The sequence below is a fragment of the Roseovarius sp. MMSF_3298 genome, from assembly GCF_030733705.1.
GTDB lineage: Bacteria > Pseudomonadota > Alphaproteobacteria > Rhodobacterales > Rhodobacteraceae > Roseovarius > Roseovarius confluentis.
This window is the reverse complement of sequence record NZ_JASHIN010000013.1, coordinates 1-18,302: the sequence shown is the minus strand read 5'-3', so window position 1 is coordinate 18,302 and position 18,302 is coordinate 1. Positions and strand designations below refer to the sequence as shown.

The 18,302-nt window shown below is 64.3% G+C and carries 18 protein-coding genes; 10 read left to right on the top strand and 8 right to left on the bottom strand.

Annotation, left to right across the window (positions count from 1 at the left end):
- Positions 1-11: 11 nt before the first annotated feature.
- A complete protein-coding gene (locus RBB18_RS12770) occupies positions 12-935 on the bottom strand; it encodes a hypothetical protein (protein ID WP_146050099.1) in 924 nt (307 codons plus the stop codon).
- A gap of 169 nt (positions 936-1,104) precedes the next feature.
- Here RBB18_RS12770 and RBB18_RS12765 point away from each other — a divergent pair, with 169 nt between their 5' ends.
- Positions 1,105-1,326 (top strand): hypothetical protein, encoded by a 222-nt coding sequence (locus tag RBB18_RS12765; protein ID WP_274594552.1) that lies wholly within the window; start codon positions 1,105-1,107, stop codon positions 1,324-1,326.
- Between the two features lie 20 nt (positions 1,327-1,346).
- Positions 1,347-1,754, top strand: coding sequence for a rhodanese-like domain-containing protein (locus RBB18_RS12760; protein WP_306111233.1), 408 nt, complete (start codon positions 1,347-1,349; stop codon positions 1,752-1,754).
- Between the two features lie 67 nt (positions 1,755-1,821).
- Here RBB18_RS12760 and RBB18_RS12755 read toward each other — a convergent pair whose 3' ends face one another.
- The 4 genes from RBB18_RS12755 to RBB18_RS12740 all read right to left on the bottom strand — a co-directional run bounded on the left by RBB18_RS12755 (position 1,822) and on the right by RBB18_RS12740 (position 5,969).
- Complete coding sequence (locus tag RBB18_RS12755) at positions 1,822-2,595, bottom strand: IclR family transcriptional regulator (RefSeq protein ID WP_103764904.1); 774 nt, start codon at positions 2,593-2,595, stop codon at positions 1,822-1,824.
- A gap of 12 nt (positions 2,596-2,607) precedes the next feature.
- The gene (locus RBB18_RS12750; protein WP_306111232.1) at positions 2,608-3,966 is read right to left on the bottom strand and encodes a TRAP transporter large permease; all 1,359 of its coding nucleotides are present in this window, start codon (positions 3,964-3,966) and stop codon (positions 2,608-2,610) included.
- Complete coding sequence (locus RBB18_RS12745) at positions 3,966-4,634, bottom strand: TRAP transporter small permease (RefSeq protein ID WP_103764903.1); 669 nt, start codon at positions 4,632-4,634, stop codon at positions 3,966-3,968. Before RBB18_RS12745 ends, RBB18_RS12750 begins: the two co-directional genes overlap by 1 nt.
- A gap of 102 nt (positions 4,635-4,736) precedes the next feature.
- The gene (locus RBB18_RS12740) at positions 4,737-5,969 is read right to left on the bottom strand and encodes a TRAP transporter substrate-binding protein (RefSeq protein ID WP_103764902.1); all 1,233 of its coding nucleotides are present in this window, start codon (positions 5,967-5,969) and stop codon (positions 4,737-4,739) included.
- A 90-nt stretch (positions 5,970-6,059) separates the two neighbouring features.
- Between RBB18_RS12740 and RBB18_RS12735 the strand changes: the two genes are divergently transcribed.
- Together RBB18_RS12735 and RBB18_RS12730 are read left to right on the top strand one after the other, a co-directional pair.
- Entirely contained in the window at positions 6,060-7,670 is a 1,611-nt protein-coding gene (locus RBB18_RS12735) for a GMC family oxidoreductase (RefSeq protein WP_103764901.1), read from the top strand.
- Positions 7,671-7,802: 132 nt separating this feature from the next.
- Positions 7,803-9,185 (top strand): YihY family inner membrane protein, encoded by a 1,383-nt coding sequence (locus RBB18_RS12730; RefSeq protein WP_306111231.1) that lies wholly within the window; start codon positions 7,803-7,805, stop codon positions 9,183-9,185.
- 43 nt (positions 9,186-9,228) lie between these two features.
- Here RBB18_RS12730 and RBB18_RS12725 read toward each other — a convergent pair whose 3' ends face one another.
- Genes RBB18_RS12725 through RBB18_RS12715 form a run of 3 tightly spaced genes read right to left on the bottom strand, consistent with a single transcriptional unit; the run spans position 9,229 to position 11,754 of the window.
- Positions 9,229-10,200: a pirin family protein gene (locus RBB18_RS12725; protein WP_306111230.1), complete on the bottom strand. Its 972-nt coding sequence runs from the start codon at positions 10,198-10,200 to the stop codon at positions 9,229-9,231.
- A 14-nt stretch (positions 10,201-10,214) separates the two neighbouring features.
- On the bottom strand, positions 10,215-10,817 hold the full coding sequence (locus RBB18_RS12720) for an alpha/beta hydrolase (RefSeq protein WP_274594549.1): 603 nt from the start codon (positions 10,815-10,817) through the stop codon (positions 10,215-10,217).
- 4 nt (positions 10,818-10,821) lie between these two features.
- Positions 10,822-11,754 (bottom strand): ring-cleaving dioxygenase, encoded by a 933-nt coding sequence (locus RBB18_RS12715; protein WP_306111229.1) that lies wholly within the window; start codon positions 11,752-11,754, stop codon positions 10,822-10,824.
- 113 nt (positions 11,755-11,867) lie between these two features.
- On the opposite strand from RBB18_RS12715, the gene RBB18_RS12710 reads away from it, so the two are divergent.
- The 6 genes from RBB18_RS12710 to RBB18_RS12685 all read left to right on the top strand — a co-directional run bounded on the left by RBB18_RS12710 (position 11,868) and on the right by RBB18_RS12685 (position 17,926).
- Positions 11,868-12,782, top strand: a complete 915-nt coding sequence (locus RBB18_RS12710) for a LysR family transcriptional regulator (RefSeq protein ID WP_306111228.1) — start codon at positions 11,868-11,870, stop codon at positions 12,780-12,782.
- Positions 12,783-12,902: 120 nt separating this feature from the next.
- On the top strand, positions 12,903-14,327 hold the full coding sequence (locus tag RBB18_RS12705) for a circularly permuted type 2 ATP-grasp protein (protein ID WP_103764957.1): 1,425 nt from the start codon (positions 12,903-12,905) through the stop codon (positions 14,325-14,327).
- Positions 14,328-14,331: 4 nt separating this feature from the next.
- Positions 14,332-15,273, top strand: a complete 942-nt coding sequence (locus RBB18_RS12700) for an alpha-E domain-containing protein (protein WP_103764895.1) — start codon at positions 14,332-14,334, stop codon at positions 15,271-15,273.
- 9 nt (positions 15,274-15,282) lie between these two features.
- Complete coding sequence (locus RBB18_RS12695; protein ID WP_103764894.1) at positions 15,283-16,080, top strand: transglutaminase family protein; 798 nt, start codon at positions 15,283-15,285, stop codon at positions 16,078-16,080.
- A gap of 12 nt (positions 16,081-16,092) precedes the next feature.
- On the top strand, positions 16,093-16,836 hold the full coding sequence (locus RBB18_RS12690; RefSeq protein WP_170067269.1) for a proteasome-type protease: 744 nt from the start codon (positions 16,093-16,095) through the stop codon (positions 16,834-16,836).
- 106 nt (positions 16,837-16,942) lie between these two features.
- Positions 16,943-17,926: an NAD(P)H-quinone oxidoreductase gene (locus RBB18_RS12685; RefSeq protein ID WP_306111227.1), complete on the top strand. Its 984-nt coding sequence runs from the start codon at positions 16,943-16,945 to the stop codon at positions 17,924-17,926.
- Positions 17,927-18,302 lie beyond the last annotated feature (376 nt).

Genomic DNA, 18,302 nt, shown 5'->3' with positions numbered 1-18,302 from the left:
AGTCGTAATCCCTAACGCACCGTCCGGTCGGCCGCGCAGTCCGGGTCCATCAGTGGCGCAAACCGCGCATCGGCAAAACTTTCCGCGCTCAGCGCATCCAGTCGCTCGTAGTTCACGTCGATGAAATCTATGAATTCCGGCGCGTTTGTCTCGGCCCCCGGCGACTGCGCCACCGCATGCAGCATGAAAACGTCAAACCGGCACAGCCCTACCGGGTTCGACCCCAGGATCGCCCGCATGAACCCGCGTGAGCTCCACGGCATCCTGCCCATGTTCACGGGAAATTCCTGCAGTTTTGACACGAACCGCGCGTCGCGGTCGAACTTCAGCACATCCATCCCGAAGGTGAACGACTGGAACAACTCTTCCACAAGGATCGAGCGATAGAATTTGCGCTCCAGCTTTCCGGGCGTCGACGGCCCCGGCTGCTTGACCATGATATGCGTCACCTGCCCAAGGTGGCCAAAGAACGTCTGCGCCATCGCCGGCGACATCGCCGCATAGTCCCGCCCTCGCGGCAGGCCCAGACCGAAAGCGCTGTTCATCCAGTCCACGTCCTGCGACAGCGCCCGGTTCGGCGGCCGCCCGGAATACAGCCGCAACAAAACGACCCGCCCCGCCCCACAGCCCTGCGCCGTGTCCCCGGCAAACCGCATCGGCAGCGGCTTGCCGTAAACGTCTCCGATCAGGCCCCGGAACGCATCGAGCACCGCGCGGGTCTCGGGGTGGGGCTTCTCGCCCACCACGCACAGCGCGGCCCCCGCCATGTCGCGCCCGTTGATCCGTACCGGGATTTCCATGTCCCGCCCGATCATCGTGGTACGCAGCTCGTAACTCCAGCCGCGCTGCGCCATGTCAAGGTAATCCTCGCGCTGATCCGCCTGCGCGGCCAGCCCGGCAAAGATCAGCATGAAAGCAAGTCGAACGACGCGCATGGCACCTCCCTGATCGCGCAACATAGACCGGTCACGTCGACGTTTCCACAAATCCCAGCGGTCCCGCGATCACGTTCGCGCAAACAGCACCACGCGCGCGCGCCCGCCGCGTCGTTTTGACAGCCCGCCGCCCCGTCTCTATTGCTGGGAAAACCGTCAGGAGAGACCCATGCAAGCCCATTCCGATACCGGCACCGTGATCCCGTCCGACACATTCGCACTGACCGTCGCCCCCGACGGCACCTGCGAAATCCTGATGCCCGATGGCAGCCCGGACGACGACATGCCCGCAGCGGTCGCCGCGCTGACGGCAGTCTTCATCCGCATGGAAACCGACCCGAACTTCATTCGTGACCAGATCGCCTGGCTCGACGCGCGACCCAACGCCTGAACGCCCCCAAAGGAGCTTTGATGACCCAACTCAAGACAACCGCCGCCCAGATGGTCGCCGACGCCCGCGCCCGTATCCAAGAGGTCGAAACGAAGGACCTGATCGCGCAGCACGAAGACCCCGATCTCGTGATCGTCGATATCCGCGACGTGCGCGAACGCCAGCGCAGCGGCTTCATCCCCGGCAGTGTTCATGCCCCGCGCGGGATGCTCGAATTCTGGGTCGACCCCGAAAGCCCCTATCACCGCGACGTCTTCGCCCAACCCGGCAAGCGCTACGTGCTGCATTGCGCGTCCGGTTGGCGCTCGGCGCTTGCCACAGCCACGCTTCAGGACATGGGGTTCGAGGCGTCGCACCTGCGCGAGGGCTTCTCCACCTGGGCCGACCAGGGCGGCCCGGTCGAATTCCCCGAAGACAAGAAAGCCTGATCCACGTTGGCCGCAGGGCGATCTTCGGCGGCGCATCCCCGCCCCCGTCAGGCCGCCCAGTCCGTCCTCAGATCAGGTCTTCCAACTGCCGCGCCGCCTCGCGCAGGCGCGGCAGGTAAGCCTCTAGGTCCGAAAGGCTGCACCGCTGGATCGGAGAGTGCAGCGACAAGGTCGTCACCAGCCGGTTCTGATCGTCCCGGATCGGCACCGCAACGGCGGTCATGTCGTCCATGAATTCCTCGTTGTCGGTCGAATAATTCCGCTCCCTGATGCGCGCCAGCTCCGCCATAAGCGCATCCGCGTCGGTCAGCGACCGTTCGGTCCGCCGCGGCATGTCCAGGTTCTGCAACAGCCGGGACAGCTTGTCGGTGCGCAGCGATGACAGGTACATCTTGCCGCTGGCGGTACAGTTGAACGGCACCTGCGTGCCCACCGGCAACTGGATGCGCAGCGGCCAATGCGTCTCGACCCGGTCGAGATACACCATCCCGTACCGTCCCGGCGCCGCCAGGTTGCAGGTCTCGCCCACATCCTCGGCCAGCCCCTTCATGATCATCAGCCGCTCGGTGCGGATGCGCTGCGACGACAGCGTGTTGATCGCCAGTGTCCGCAACCTCTTGCCCGGCCCGAACGAGCGCCCGTCGACATCGCGCTGCAAATACCCCTCCGCCTCCGCCGTGCTCAGCAACCTATGCACCGTCGGCTTCGGCAGGCCCAGCGCCGCGACCAGCGTCGACGGCGCCACCGGCACGCCCGCCTTCGCCACCTCTTCAAGCAGCACCAGCAGGCGCAGGTTGGTAGGGATCAGGTACTTTCCGTCTTCTGATTGATCGTCGGGCATGTCACGTCTTTCCTACCTGTTCGGCAACAAGACCAGCGCAATTTCCGGGACAACAGACACCAGAACCCAGACACTGATCAAGGCGACAAGATACGGCACGGTATACTTCAGCAAGCGGAAGTACGGCACCCCCGTCACGCCGGATGCGACGTAAAGGTTAAGCCCATAAGGCGGCGTAATGAACCCGATCGACGCGCCCACCAGGAAGATCACCGAGAAATGCACCGGATCGACACCCACGCTGGCCGCAATCGGCGCAAGAATAGGCGCCAGGATGATCGTGACCGGCAGCGATTCCAGGATCATGCCCGAAAAGAACACGATCAGCATCGCGGTGAACAGCACCGGGTAATAGCCGCCCATCGAGGTCAGGAACGTGCCGATCACTTCCTGCGCGCCCAACAGCGACAGGATCTGTTGCATCACCACCGAGATGGCGATGAGCGGCGCGAGGATTCCCGTGATCTGGGCCGAGCGCATGACGATGCCCGGGATTTCAGGAATGGTGAACCCTTCAACCACCAACATCGACGCGTAAGACCGTTCTTCCCACGGCCTGTCGCTCCTGACCCGGAAGATCCGGCTCACCACCCAGCTCAGCAGGCCCGCGATGATGCAGAAGCCAACCGTCACGCCCGCCGCCTCGGTCGGAGAGAACTTGCCGGTATAGATGCCCCACAGCACCAGCCCGATCGCAAAGAACCCCAGCCATGCGCCGAACGCCGTCTTCAGCACCCGGTTCAGTTGGAGCGGGATCAGGTAGCCCCAGCCGTTCATCCGGCAGATGATCCAGCAGGCGAACTGCATGCCGAACACCATCAGCGCGCCGGGCAGGATCCCCGCCACGAACAGGTCCGAGATCGGCAGGTTCATCAGAAAGCCGTAGACGATGAAGATGATCGACGGCGGGATGATGATCCCCACCGTACCACCTGCGGCGGCGGTGGCCGCCGAGAACCGCTCGTCATAGCCGCCTTTCACCATCTCGGGATGCAGCATCGAACCGATGGTCGCCGTGGTTGCCGAGTTCGACCCCGAAATCGCGGCGAACAGCCCGCAGGCCCCAAGGCTCGCCATGGCCAGACCGCCGCGTAACCACCCAAGACAGGCATAGGCGAAATCGGACAATCGTCGTGCGATCCCCGACTTGTTGATCAGGTCCCCGGTCAGGATGAACAGTGGCATCGCCAACAGGGCGAACCCCTTGTTGAAGACGTTGAGCAGTTCCGCGCCAAGGTTGTCCAGCGTCAGGTCCAGCACGAAGCTGCACCCGATCACCCAGTAGGCGATCACCAGGAACACCGGCACGCCCAGCATGAACAGGAACGTCACGCCCAGTGAAATCAGCGTAATGAGGGTGCCATCGGTCATCATACGTCCCCCCCGATCACGGCTTGCTTGATCAGCGGCCGGCCCGACCGCCAGTTGGCGATATCCTCGAACAGGTTCTGAAACGTCCGCGCCGCCATCAGCAGAAACGCGATGGGCGCGGTGATCAGGAACCACCATTGCAGGGTATTGTCCGTGCCCAGCACGATCTGGAAATTCGACGCCGACAGGGCCGCGGCCCGCGCCGTTGTGACCATCACGATCACCGAGAATGTGAACCACAGCACCGCGTCCAGCATCAGACAGGCGAACTGCGCAGGCCGCGGCATCCGGCTGCGGAATTCGGAAAAACTCAGATGCGTGCGCAGCGCGACGTTATAGGTCGCACCGAACCACGCCATGATCATGAACAGCAAGGGCGGGATCGTCGTCGACCACGGCTGCTGGTTGGAAAAGATAAAGCGGTCGATCACGCCCCAGAAAATGATGAACGCCACCGCCAGGTAAGCCACCACCATGATCGTGCGCTCCAGGTGCCGCTCGACGAAAGGCAGCGCGCGGTACATCCCCGCCAGAGCCAGCCCCCCGACCAAGGCCACCGCCGTTCCAAGGTACCACGCCGCATCGGCACTCAGCGCTTCCCGGATCATCCACGCATCGTTCGATGCGACAGCAGAGAAAATTGCTCCCACGTCGGACAAGATCGACATGACGCCCTCCCATTTTCGTTGACTTCCGGCCTATCACGCCGGTCCTGACCGCATATCGCCGGCCCGGGTCAGGGGGCCGGCGATATTTTTCTTAAGTCAGTATCAGGATTTCCACCAGCGACGCGGCTCGACATTCTCGGGCAGCATGTCCGCGGGGACCTCGCGTGCGATGTCATAGATCTCCTGATAGGTATCGATGCCACCGGCCCAGTTGTTCAGGCGCTCGCGCCAGTCGGCCCACAGGTCCGGCTGGTATTCCGGCGAACACATTTCCTCGGCCATCTTGATCTGGTCGTCTGCCAGGAACGCGTTGCGCACGTTGTTCTCGGCAAAGATCGTGTTCGGCAGCTGCGGGTCCGAGAATCCGACGGTCTTGACCAAAGCCGCCTCGTTCGCCGCCTGCACATGGGTCTGCGCCCAGTAGGCGCTTTCCATCACGGCCTCCTGCAGATGCGCGTCCAGCCCGTCGAAGACGCTCGCGCTCATCGACGTGTGCTCGGTCCCGCAGAAAAACTTGAGGTCGACACACTGGCTGACCACCGGAGACATGTTGGCATAAGCCACGGCCGAGGCCCAGGTCTCCGCCCCGTCGATCAGGCCCTGCTTCAGCCCGTCCAGCGTCTCTTCCCATGCCACCGGCACCGGGTTGAGGTTCAGCGCCTGCATGGCGATCCGGCCCAGCTGCGTGCCCGTGACCCGGTTCTTGGTGCCGAAAAGCTCCTCCAGCTTGGTCACCGTCGGCTTGTCCTCCCATGACAGACCCAACTGGATGCCCCGCAATTCACAGTGCGAGAACAGGAATTTCAGCCCGTGCCGCTTTTCCAGCGGGTCGCGCAGGATGCGCTGGGACTCGGGGCTGTAAAGGAAGTGGTACTGCGACGCCCGGCCGGGGAACATGTAGGCATAATCCAGCACGTTCAGATAGGGCGCGCCGCCGGCCGAGTTCTGGGTAGACGCGGCATAGATGTCGATGATGCCCTGCTGGGTCTTCTCGACACAGCTCAGCTGGCCGCAGATCTGGTTGTTGCCGATAAACTCGACGCGAATCTCGCCGTCCGTGCGGCTTTCAAGGTCACGCGCGAATTCAAGCGCGCCCGCCCGCTCGATCAGCAGGTTCTGCGGGTTGAAACCCGACGCACCGAACTTCAGCGTGTGCTTGGCCTCTTTCGAGAATCGCCTCTCGTAGGTCGATTCCGCCGCACGGGCCAGGTTCGCCGACGTCATCGCGCCACCAAAGGCACCCGCCGCCAAGAGCGTCGAGCTCATGCCGTAAGTCCCTGCTATCTTGAAAAAATCCCGGCGCGAAACGCCCTTCACTCGGTCATAAATTGCCATTTAATCCTCCCATTTTGACAACTTTTGAGACGTATCGTTTCAAAAAACACTAGAATAGCTTTCCCGTTCTGCATAGAGTTTTTTCGTGAAATGGGAGGAAAACTGGTGAATACCGATTACGTGATCGTTGGCGCGGGCTCTGCGGGCTGCGTCCTGGCCAACCGGCTCAGCAAGGACCCCAAGGTGCGCGTGACGCTGCTCGAGGCAGGCCCGCCCGACCGAAATCCGTGGATCCACATCCCCGTCGGGTACTTCAAGACGATGCACAACCCCACGGTCGACTGGTGCTACCGGACGGAACCCGACCCGGGCCTCAACGGTCGCGCCATCGACTGGCCGCGCGGCAAGGTGCTGGGCGGGTCGTCCTCGCTCAACGGGCTTCTCTACGTCCGCGGCCAGCCGCAGGACTACGACCGCTGGCGCCAGATGGGCAACACCGGCTGGGGCTGGGACGATGTCCTCCCCCTTTTCAAACGGGCCGAAAACAACGAGCGCGGCGCCGACGCATATCACGGCGACGCCGGGCCGCTTTCGGTGTCCAACATGCGCATCCAGCGCCCCATCTGCGACGCCTGGGTCGCCGCCGCCCAGACAGCAGGCTACCCGTTCAACCCCGATTACAACGGCGAAGATCAAGAGGGCGTGGGCTATTTCCAGCTCACCACCCGCAACGGCCGCCGATGCAGCGCGGCGGTGGCCTACCTGCGCCCCATCCGCGACCGCAAGAACCTGAACATCGTCACCCACGCGCAAGTCACCCGCGTGCTTCTCGACGGCAAACGCGTCACCGGCGTCGAGTACCGCGACAAGGGCGGCCAGTTGCAGACCATCGGCGCAACCCGCGAGGTCATCCTGTCGGGCGGCGCCATCAACAGCCCGCAGATCCTCATGCTGTCGGGCCTCGGCGACCCCGACCACCTCAAGGAAAACGGCATCACGCCGCACCACGCCCTGCCCGGCGTGGGCCGCAACCTGCAGGACCACCTGCAAGCCCGCCTTGTCTTCAAGTGCAACGAACCCACGCTGAACGACGAGGTCCGCAGCCTCGCCTCGCAGGCCCGAATCGCGCTGAAATACGCGCTGTTCCGCGCCGGCCCGATGACCATGGCCGCCAGCCTCGCCACCGGCTTTCTCAAGACGCGCCCCGACGTGGAAACCCCCGACATCCAGTTCCATGTCCAGCCGTGGTCCGCCGACAGCCCCGGTGAGGGCGTGCATCCCTTCTCGGCCTTCACCATGTCAGTCTGCCAGTTGCGGCCCGAAAGCCGCGGCGAGATCCGTCTGAACGGCCCCGACCCCAAGACCTATCCCAAGATCCACCCGCATTACCTGTCGACCGACCTCGACTGCCGCACCCTCACCGAGGGCGTCAAGATCGCCCGCAGAATCGCCCGCCACGCGCCCCTGTCGACCAAGATCGCCGAGGAATTCCGGCCCTCGGGTGACCTCGGCATGGACGACGACGCCGCCACGCTCGACTGGGCGCGCAACAATTCGGTCTCGATCTACCATCCCACCGGCACCTGCAAGATGGGCGACGATGCGAATGCCGTCGTCGATGCCCGCCTGCGCGTGCATGGGCTGACGGGCCTGCGCGTGGCCGATTGCTCCATCATGCCGGAAATCGTCTCTGGCAACACCAACGCCCCCGCGATCATGATCGGAGAGAAATGCGCCGAACTCGTGCTGGAAGACGCCTGAGCCCGTCGACCGGGCAAAAAACAAGGGACACCGCCCTACGCGCCACCCCGTCCCGGGCCTGACCCGGGACCTCAACCCCAGGGTGTCTCAAAGCCCACGCTTTGCGGAAATCGCCGCTGTCAGGCCATCGGTTTGAAAGACGCTGTCCGGGACCTATGCTATCTCCCCGATATGGCGAACAAGAAATCCCGTCTGGAATACTGGCGCGAAACCAGCCCGATCGACATCCTCAAGGATATCGGAAGCTTCTTCTATTTCGCCATGCGCCGCTTCGTGAATGACGGCCTGACCCAGGCGGCGGGCGCGCTCACCTACTCCACCCTGTTGGCGCTGGTGCCGCTTCTCGTCATCGCCTTCGCCGTGCTCTCGGGCTTTCCCGCCTTTGATCCGGTCAAGATCCGCATGCAGGAAATGTTCTTCGGCATCCTCATCCCCGAAGTCGGTTCGGACGTGCGCACCTACATCTCGGATTTCACCAGCAACGCCAGTGACTTGACGGTGGCAGGCATCATTGCCCTGCCGGTCACCGCCGTGCTGCTTCTGGCCACCATCGAAGCCACGCTCAACAGCATCTGGCGCGTCGCCCGGCCCCGTCCCCTGCATGTGCGGCTGCTGACCTTCTGGGCGGTCCTGACCATGGGGCCGCTCCTGATCGGGGCCAGTTTCACGCTGACCACCGACGTCATGCGCCCGCTTCAGGACTGGGCCAAGGACACGGGCTACCTGCCGTCGCTCAACCTGCGCTCGGACTGGCCCCGCACGGTGCTCGCGGTGGTCAACACGACCTTCGTCTTCACCCTGCTCTACTGCGTCGTGCCCGCCGTGCAGGTCAAGGTCCGCAACGCGCTCATCGGCGGCGCCTTCGCCGCGGTCGCCTTCCAACTGCTGCAATGGGGGTTCAACACCTTCGTTACCTCTTCCGCGACCTATTCCACGATCTACGGCGCCGTCGCGGTGTTCCCGATCTTCCTGATCTGGATCTATTCTTCCTGGACGGTGATCATCCTCGGTGCCGTGCTCACCGCCTCCTTTCCCGACTGGTGGCGCCGCCGCGACTCGCTCTCGGGCGGTCCGCTCACCCCCGCCGAAACGCTGCAAGTCGCCGTCGCCCTTCTTGCCGCGCTGGTCCGGCTGGCGCCGAATGGCCAGTCGCTCAGCCATGACGACCTCGCCGAAGCCGTGCCGCTCTTGGCGCGTGACTCCACGGTGGAGGCCCTGCTCGAGGCCAACTACATCGTCGAAACCGAGGACGGCGAACTTTGTCTCTCGCGCGACCTGCACCGGGTCACCGTGGCCGAACTGGCCCGCGACATCGGGCTCAGCCTCGGTCGCACCCGCGACATGAGCGACCGCCCCTCGCTGGAGCAGGTGGCGGGCACCACCGGCACCCTGCCCGACCTGCTGACCCGCCTGCGCAAGGCCGAGGACGATATCCTCGACCAGTCCGTCGCCTCGGTCATCGCCGGAAAAACGCCCGAGCCGGACGAAACCTCCGGCGCGATCAAGCTCTACTGAACGCTGCGTAGGGTGGGGTTCCACCCCACCACGTCCGCACGCTCTACCCCTTGGGCCGCTTCACCTTCATCCACTCCATGTCGTCCGTGATGGGGATGAACTCGTCAGCATCCCCCGGCGGTAGCCTGAACGGTCCGCCGTCCCAATCCGCCGCCTTCCACGCTTTCTTTGCCGCCTCGATCTTCTCGACATCGGACGACACGAAATTCCACCAGATATACCTTGGCCCGTTGAACGTCTCACCGCCCAGCGCCATCACCCGCGCACCTTGCGGCCCCGCCTTCACGCTCATCCGGTCGCCGGGGCGGAACACCATCATCCGGCCCGCCTCGAACACCTCGCCCGCGATCTCGACGCTGCCTTGCGTCACGTACAGCCCCCGGTCCTCGTGCTCGTCGGGCAAGGGAAAACTTGCCCCCGGCGCCAGCACCGCATCGGCATAGAATATCTCGGATTGCATCGTTACCAGGCTCTTTTCACCCCAGCCCGTGCCCAGGATCAACCGCACCTCCGCGCCGCCATCGTTCAGGAACGGCAGCGCCGCCTCCTTGTGATGCTCGAAATCCGGCGCCATGTCCTCGCGGTCCTCTGGCAAGGCAATCCATGTCTGGATGCCAAAGAGGTTATGCCGCGTGCCCCGCGTCTCTTCGCTCGTGCGCTCCGAGTGGGTCACGCCCTGCCCCGCCAGCATCCAGTTCACCTCGCCGGGATAGATCATCTGGTGCGTGCCCAAGCTGTCGCGATGCTCGAACTCGCCCTGGTACAGATACGTCACCGTCCCCAGCCCGATATGCGGATGCGGCCGCACATCGATCCCGCCCTCGGTGATGAACTCCGCCGGCCCCATCTGGTCGAAGAAGATAAAGGGGCCGACCATCTGCCGCTCCGGGCTCGGCAACGCGCGCCGCACCTCGAAGCCGCCCAGGTCCCGCGCGCGCGGGATGATCAACGTTTCTATGCCCTCCAACCCAGCGGCATCGGGACAATCGGGGTTCTGCGTCGGGTTCCAACTCATCTCGCTCTCCTGTTTCAGGTCAAATGGCGCGCCAGCGCCTGCACTTCCTCGGGCCGTATCTCGTGCCCGCCATCATGGATTACTGTCTCGACGTCCGCACCCTGCGCCGCCAGCCATTCGATGAGCCGCGCACTCAGCGGCCAGGGACAGATCGGATCCTGCCGCCCCGCCGTGACAAGCACGCGTCGCCCGTCCAGCCCCGCGACCGGCGCTGGCTCCCACGGGATCAGCGGGTGCAGCAGCCCCACCCGGTCGAACAGCTCCGGCCGCGCCATCATCACCGAGGCCAGTATATTCGCCCCGTTGGAATAGCCGAAGCCATATGTTTGCACGCCCGGAAACACGGCCTTCCGCGCCTCGACGAAGCGCACCATCGCCTCCGTGCGCCTGGCCAGGTCGTCCATGTCATAGACCCCCTCGCCCGTGCGCCGGAAAAACCGCGCCGCGCCATGTTCCGACACGTCCCCCCGGGGCGAGACGATCCCCGCCCGTGGGTTCACCTGCCGGACAACGTCAAAGAACTGCGACTCGTCCCCGCCCGTGCCGTGAAAGGCAAAGACCAGCGGCGCGCCCGCATCGGGCGCCCGCGTCTTGGCATGGTACAGATCCAGCGCCATCGCCTCACTCCACCAGCTGCGGCAGATGCGCCTCGATCTTCGCACGGTGCGGCTCGTAGCGATCCGGTAGCATCAGCGCCGATCCCAGGTTCGCCGTATCCTCGTCCCGGTCGAACCCGGGCTCGTTGGTGGCCACCTCGAACAGCACACCGCCCGGCGTGCGGAAATAGATCGACCAGAAATAGTCGCGGTCGATCACCGGCGTCACGTCATACCCTGTGTCCACCAGCCGCTTGCGCACGTCCAGCTGCGTCGCCCGATCCTCAACCGAGAACGCGATGTGATGCACCGATCCCGCGCCCTGTTGGGCCGGTTTGGCGCTCGGCGCCTCCTGCAGGTCGATCGTGTCCGCCGCATTGCCACCCTCGATCACGTATCGCGTCAGGTCGCCTTGGGTATCCATCTTCTGATACCCCATGAAGCGTAAAAGCTCTCCCGTCGCATCGGCATCGCGCAGCGCAAAGCGCGCGCCGTGAAAGCCCAGGATCGCGGCACTTTCCGGCACGTCCGCCCCGGTCCAGGGCGTGCGCCCGCGCACGTCCGTTTCGACCAGCGCGAAACCATCGCCATCAGGCCCGTCAAAGCCCAGACGCTTCTCGCCAAAGGCTTCGTCCTCGGCCAGCCCGGTCACGCCTGCGGCGGCCAGCCGGTCTTTCCAATAGCCCAGCGCGCCATGTGGCACGGCGAACTCGGTCACGCCCACTTCGCCCACGCCCCGCGTGCCGCGCGGCATCTGGCCGAAGGGGAAGGTCGTCATCACCGCCCCCGGCGTGCCCACCTCGTCGCCGAAATAAAGGTGATAGACCTCCGGCGCGTCGAAATTCACCGTGATCTTCACCCGGCGCAATCCCAGCACCTTGGTAAAGAACGCGTTGTTGTCATTGGCGTCGCCCGCCATCGACGTCACGTGATGCAGACCCTTGATCTCGGTAATCATGCTGTCGCCCTTTCGGTTGAAGAACTGTTACCGTGCAATCTGGGGCAAAGACCCTCGCAGGGGAATAGCAACAAACTTGCATAGACTATTGCACATGGGGCAATAATGCTCTCATGCAGGATATCAAACCCATCCGCGTCTTCCTCGAAGTGGCCGAGCGGCGCAGCTTCGCCGCCGCCGCCCGCGCGCTCGACATGACCCCCTCCAGCGTCACGCGCATTGTCGCGCGGCTCGAAGACAGCCTTGGCCAGCAGCTTCTCCTGCGCACCACCCGCAAGGTCTCGCTCACCGATGCCGGCGCCGTGGTGGCGGCCCGCTATCGCCCCCTTCTGGCGGAACTCGATGCCACCACCGACGCGCTGATGCACGCCGCCCATCCCGACGCCGGCCGCCTGCGCCTCAACGCGCCCATGTCGCTGGGCCTGCGCCTGATGCCGGGCCTGATCGCCGCCTTCCGCGACGCCTACCCCCGGGTCGATCTCAGCGTCACCCTGACCGACCGCTTCGTCGACATCATCGAAGACCCCTATGACCTGTCGATCCGCATCTCCGGCCCACCGTCGGACAAGTCCACCATCTGGCGCAAGATCTGCGAGGTACCACGCCACGCCGTCGCCGCCCCGTCGCTCTTTGCGGGCACCGCCGCACCCACCGACCCCGCCGACCTGCCGCGCGAGATGTGCCTCTCCTACAGCGCCACCGGCACGCCGGAGACCTGGGAGTTCACCCGCGAGCAGGCCCATCGCAGCGTCCAGGCGGGAAGCAGCCTCATCACCAACAATGGCGACCTGCTCTATCAACTGGCCAGCCACGGCCAGGGCATCACCGTCCTGCCGGACTTTCTCGTGGCCGACGGGCTTGCCTCGGGCGATGTCACGATCCTTCTGCCTGACTGGCAGGTCACACCGCTCTGGCTCACGCTTTTCTACCCGCCCTACGAGGCGTTTCCGCCGCTTGTGGCCACCTTCACCACCTTCTTCGAGGACTATATCCGCCGCACCGCGCCGGTCTTCTTCCGTTTTGGCTGATCAGCCTATGCACAAAAATCCAGCAGTTCCGGCCCCTTAGCCTAACCCACTCAGCCTCCGGCAATGCACTATCTTGCCAGCTTCGCGCCTGCCTGCTTCTATGAAACGCCGGAGGTGAACATGTCATCAGAACCTTTCTTCGACGAAATGTGGGGCACCAGCCAAACCCTGCGTGATCCCTATGCTAGCTTCCACGAGTGGTTCGACTCCGAAGATCCCGCCCGCCTGCGCGCCAAACAGCGCGAGGCCGAGGACCTCTTTCGGCTCACCGGCATCACCTTCAACGTCTACGGCCGGGCCGAGGCCGAAGAACGGCTGATCCCCTTCGACATCATTCCGCGCATCCTGTCGGGCAACGAATGGTTCAAGCTGTCGCGCGGCATCGAACAGCGCGTGCGCGCGATCAACGCCTTCCTGCACGACATCTATCACAAGCAGGAAATCGTGAAGGCCGGACGCCTGCCCGCCGAGATGATCGCCAAGAACGAGGCGTTTCTGCCCCACATGATCGGGGTCGAGCCGCCCGGCAGCGTCTACACCCATATCGTCGGCATCGACGTGGTGCGCACCGGTCCGGGCGAGTTCTTCGTGCTCGAGGACAACGCCCGCACGCCCTCAGGCGTCAGCTACATGCTGGAAAACCGCGAAACCATGCTCCAGATGTTCCCCGAGCTATTTTCGCGCAACCGCGTCCAGCCGGTGCAGAACTACCCCACCAACCTGCGCCGCTCGCTCGCCGCCTGCGCGCCCGCAGGCACCAAGGACGCGCCCGTCGTGGCCGTGCTGACCCCCGGCATCTACAACTCCGCCTATTTCGAACACGCCTTCCTGGCCGACCAAATGGGCGTCGACCTCGTCGAGGGCCACGACCTGCGCGTGGTCGACGGCCGCGTGGCGATGCGCACCACCCGCGGCTACAAACCCATCGACGTGCTTTACCGCCGCGTCGACGACGACTTCATCGATCCGCTCAATTTCAATCCCGACAGCCAGCTTGGCGTCGCGGGCATCATGGATGTCTACCGCGCCGGCGGCATCACCATCGCCAACGCGCCGGGCACCGGCATCGCCGACGACAAGGCGATCTATTCCTACATGCCCGATATCGTCGAGTTCTACACCGGCGAACAGCCCTTGTTGCCCAACGTCCCCACCTGGCGCTGCTCCGAGGCCGACGACTACGCCTATGTCCGCGAGCACCTCGCCGAACTGGTGGTGAAAGAGGTCCACGGCTCGGGCGGCTACGGCATGCTCGTGGGCCCCGCCGCGTCGAAAAAGGAGATCGCCGACTTCGCCAAGAAACTCGACGCCAAGCCCTCGAACTACATCGCCCAGCCCACGCTCAGCCTGTCGACCGTGCCCACTTTCACGAACAAGGGTCTCAGCCCGCGCCACGTCGACCTGCGCCCCTTCGTGCTGGTCAATCCCGACGGCATCCAGATCACCCCCGGCGGTCTGACGCGCGTTGCTCTCAAGAAAGGCTCGCTGGTGGTGAACTCGTCGCAGGGCGGCGGCACCAAGGACACCTGGGTGCTGGAGGACTGATGAGATGCTAGGCAAAACCGCAAACGGCCTCTTCTGGCTTTTCCGCTACCTCGAACGGGCCGAAAACACCGCCCGCCTGATCGAAACCGGCCAGCGCATCGCGCTGACACGCATGGGTGACAGCGCGGCAGAATGGCGCTCGGTGCTGCAATCCGCCGGCGTCTGGCCCGCTTTCGAGGCGGCAAAGGGCGAGGTCACCAAGGAGGCCGCGATCAACTGGCTTCTGCGCGACCGCAACAACGGGTCATCCGTCTATTCCTGCATCTGCGCCGCCCGCCAGAACGCGCGACTGGTGCGCACCGCCCTTACCGGCGACATGTGGGAAGCGATCAACAGCGCCTACATGAACGCACAGGAAAACCTTGCCCGCCAGGTGGCCGAACGCGACCTGCCCGGCTGCCTGCGCACCCTGCGCCAGAACACCTCGCTGGTGCGCGGCATGACCCACGGCACCATGCTGCGTGGCGAACGCTATGATTTCGCCCGGCTCGGCACCTTCCTTGAACGCGCCGACAACACCGCGCGTATCCTCGACGTGAAATACTACGTCCTTCTGCCATCGGCGCGCGCCGTGGGCTCGGCGCTCGACAACGTGCAATGGGAAACCATCCTGCGCTCCGTCGCGGCGCGCGGCGGCTTCCGCATGGAATACGGCGCCGATTCCGGCCCTCGCGACATCACCCATTTCCTCATTCTCGACCAGCGCCTGCCGCGCAGTCTCGCCTTCTGCGCCGCCCAGCTTCAGGAAAACCTGCGCAGCCTCAATGCCGGCAACGCGCATCCCTCCGACGCCATGAAGAAGCTCGACTTCATCAACCGCAAGTACCTCGCCCACGAGGTCGACGCGATCTTCGACTACGGCCTGCACGAATTCATCACCGAGATCATCGCCCTCCTCGCCGACCTTGCGCAGGAAATCGAGCGCGAATACCGCTTCTACGAGTGACCCACACCCATGCATCTGCAAATCAAGCACATCACCCGCTACCGCTTTTCCGGCCCCGTGACCTATGGCCTGCAACAGCTGCGCAAGACTCCCAAGACCACGCGCGCCCAGCACATCCTGAACTGGACCACCAGCATCGAGAATGGCCGTAAGGAACTGGACTTCACCGACCACCACAACAACGCCGTCGAGCTCATCAGCTTCGACCGCGACACGACCGAGCTCACAGTCAGCAGCGAAGGTGAGGTCGTACTCGAGGATGTCAGCGGCATCCTGGGGCGGCACCTCGGCCCCGCGCCGCTCTGGCTCTATGAACAGCCCACCAAGCGGACCGAGGCCAAATCCGGAGCCCGCGCCCTGATCCGCAAGGTCGACGAGCCGGACCCGCTCGACCGCCTGCACGCGCTCAGCAAGACGATCCGCGACAGCGTGCCCTTCGAGGTCGGCGCGTCCGAGCCCAGCTGGTCCGCCGAGGATGCCATCACCCACGGCAAGGGCGTCTGCCAGGACCACACCCACATCTTCCTGGCCTGCGCCCGCGCCATGGGTTTTCCGGCCCGCTACGTCTCGGGCTACCTCATGCTCGACGACCGCACCGCGCAGGAGGCGATGCACGCCTGGGCCGAGGCGCATGTCGACGCGCTGGGGTGGGTCGGCTTCGACATATCCAACGGAATTTCGCCCGACACACGCTACGTCCGCGTTGCAACGGGCCTCGATTACGCCGATGCTGCGCCCATCACAGGCACCAGAATCGGCGGCCCCGAGGAACAGCTCGAGGTCGAGATCGACGTCACCCAACAATAGCGAAGGACGGGCATGACATATTGCGTGGGAATGGTTCTCGACCGGGGCCTCGTTTTCATGTCGGACACCCGCACCAATGCCGGGCTGGACAACATCTCGACCTTCAAGAAGCTGACAAGCTGGGAAAGCCCCGGCGAGCGGATGATCACGCTACTGTCCGCAGGCAACCTCGCCACCACGCAATCCGTCATCAGCCTGCTGGACGAGCGCGCCAAGTCCCCCGGCGACCGCACGCCCTCCCTGCTGGGCGTCCCCTCGCTGTTCCAGGCCGCGCGCATGGTCGCCGACACCCTGCGCGAGGTGATCGAGCGCACGGGCGAATCCGGCCAGCGCGCCGAAGGCACGTTCAACGCCACCATCATGCTGGGCGGCCAGATCGCCGGCAGCCCGCCCCGCCTCTTCCTGATCTACCCCGAGGGCAATTTCATCGAGGCGGGCGACGACACGCCCTTCTTCCAGATGGGCGAAACCAAGTACGGCCGCCCCATCCTGGTGCGCGCCTTCGATCCGGATCTCAGCTTCGAGGCCGCGATGAAGCTCCTGCTGGTCAGCTTCGATTCCACGCTCAAGGCCAACCTGACCGTGGGCGCGCCCTTCGATTACCACATCTACGAAACCGACAGCCTGACAATCGGCCAGACTGGCCGGATCGAGGCCGACAGCCCCTATTTCCAGGCCGTCTCCGAGGGCTGGGGCGAGGCGCTGAAGAACGCCCTCGACAGCCTGCCCGATGTGGACTTGTCAGAACTCGGCTAGCCGCCTCTCGTAGGGTGGGTGAAAACCCACCATCCCGGCCAATCCGGTTGAAACCCCTCGCATTAAATGCACATTCAGGGTCAAGCTCAAGAAAAGGACGACCCAAATGCTGCCCGAGACGATGAAAACCGTGGAAATGCGCGAACCCGGCAAACCCGAGGTGCTGGAGATAGGCGAACGCCCCGTCCCCGACCCCGCGCCGTCCGAGGTGCTCATCAAGGTCACCGCCACGGGCGTCAACGGCCCCGATCTCGTCCAGCGCCGTGGCCACTACCCGCCGCCCAAGGGGGCCTCCGACCTTCTGGGGCTCGAGGTCTCGGGCGAGGTCGCCGCCGTGGGCGCCAACGTGACCGGCTTGGCCGTGGGCGATGCGATCTGCGGGCTGACCAATGGCGGCGGCTATGCCGAATACGTGGCCGTCGACGCCACCCATTGCCTGCCCATTCCAACGGGCATGGATGCAACCGATGCCGCCGGCCTTTGCGAGACGTATTTCACCGTCTGGTCCAACCTCTTCCTCGACAGGCCCCCGGCCCCCAAGGACCTCCTGCTTGTCCATGGCGGCGCCGGCGGCATCGGCTCCACCGCAATCCAGTTGGGCCGCGCCCTGGACATGCGCGTCTTCACCACCTGCACCGGCAAGGACGACGCCGACTACGTGACGAAGCTCGGCGCCGAACGCGCCATCGACTTCAAGACCGAGGATTTCGTGCCCATCGTCCGCGAGGCCGGCGGTGCCAATCTCATCCTCGACATCATCGGCGGCGACTACGTGGCCCGCAACATCAAGGCCGCCCATGCCGATGCCCGCATCGTGCAACTCGCGTTCAACGGCGGCTCGAAGATGGAAATCGACTTGATGCCCGTGATGCTCAAGCGGCTCACCTATACCGGCTCCACCCTGCGGTCGCGGCCCGACACGTTCAAGACCCGCGTGGCGCAAGATCTCCTGGAAAAAGTCTGGCCACTTCTGGCCGAGGGCACGGTCGGCACCTACACTCACAAGGTATTCCCGTTCGAGGAGGCGACGGCGGCACACGAGTTGATGGAATCCGCCACCCACCGCGGCAAGATCCTGCTCCGCCCCTGACCCGCGTTCCACAGGCCAAGACTTTTTAAGAAAAAGTCTTGGCAAAAGTCTTTGAAAGACTTTTGCAGCGCACGTTCCGTTAAATCGCGCGGAGTTTGAAATGCGTACCGATGCAGTACCTCCAGCGATACCGACGCGATACCGACGTGCCATTTTCGAAGAATCCGGCACCGTTAACCTGATCGACCACTGAAAAGGGCGACGCATCACCTGCGCCGCCCTTGACCTTCAACCACCGTTAATTCTTCGGTGATATCCCTTGTTTTACTCGCCGGTGATGGACGCGGCGCCGACCTTTGCGATCAGCTTCTCGTGCGCGACCTTCTGGTTCGCGTGGAACGTGGCAAGGTCCTCGCCTTTCATCATCGTCTCGCAG

Coding starts and splice junctions, on each gene's coding strand:
- RBB18_RS12740 (WP_103764902.1), bottom strand. CDS start 5,969: ATGGCAATTTATGACCGAGTGAAGGGCGTTTCGCGCCGGGATTTTTTC.
- RBB18_RS12760 (WP_306111233.1), top strand. CDS start 1,347: ATGACCCAACTCAAGACAACCGCCGCCCAGATGGTCGCCGACGCCCGC.
- RBB18_RS12700 (WP_103764895.1), top strand. CDS start 14,332: ATGCTAGGCAAAACCGCAAACGGCCTCTTCTGGCTTTTCCGCTACCTC.
- RBB18_RS12755 (WP_103764904.1), bottom strand. CDS start 2,595: ATGCCCGACGATCAATCAGAAGACGGAAAGTACCTGATCCCTACCAAC.
- RBB18_RS12735 (WP_103764901.1), top strand. CDS start 6,060: ATGGGAGGAAAACTGGTGAATACCGATTACGTGATCGTTGGCGCGGGC.
- RBB18_RS12765 (WP_274594552.1), top strand. CDS start 1,105: ATGCAAGCCCATTCCGATACCGGCACCGTGATCCCGTCCGACACATTC.
- RBB18_RS12685 (WP_306111227.1), top strand. CDS start 16,943: ATGCTGCCCGAGACGATGAAAACCGTGGAAATGCGCGAACCCGGCAAA.
- RBB18_RS12705 (WP_103764957.1), top strand. CDS start 12,903: ATGTCATCAGAACCTTTCTTCGACGAAATGTGGGGCACCAGCCAAACC.
- RBB18_RS12725 (WP_306111230.1), bottom strand. CDS start 10,200: ATGAGTTGGAACCCGACGCAGAACCCCGATTGTCCCGATGCCGCTGGG.
- RBB18_RS12720 (WP_274594549.1), bottom strand. CDS start 10,817: ATGGCGCTGGATCTGTACCATGCCAAGACGCGGGCGCCCGATGCGGGC.
- RBB18_RS12690 (WP_170067269.1), top strand. CDS start 16,093: ATGACATATTGCGTGGGAATGGTTCTCGACCGGGGCCTCGTTTTCATG.
- RBB18_RS12710 (WP_306111228.1), top strand. CDS start 11,868: ATGCAGGATATCAAACCCATCCGCGTCTTCCTCGAAGTGGCCGAGCGG.
- RBB18_RS12715 (WP_306111229.1), bottom strand. CDS start 11,754: ATGATTACCGAGATCAAGGGTCTGCATCACGTGACGTCGATGGCGGGC.
- RBB18_RS12695 (WP_103764894.1), top strand. CDS start 15,283: ATGCATCTGCAAATCAAGCACATCACCCGCTACCGCTTTTCCGGCCCC.
- RBB18_RS12750 (WP_306111232.1), bottom strand. CDS start 3,966: ATGACCGATGGCACCCTCATTACGCTGATTTCACTGGGCGTGACGTTC.
- RBB18_RS12745 (WP_103764903.1), bottom strand. CDS start 4,634: ATGTCGATCTTGTCCGACGTGGGAGCAATTTTCTCTGCTGTCGCATCG.
- RBB18_RS12770 (WP_146050099.1), bottom strand. CDS start 935: ATGCGCGTCGTTCGACTTGCTTTCATGCTGATCTTTGCCGGGCTGGCC.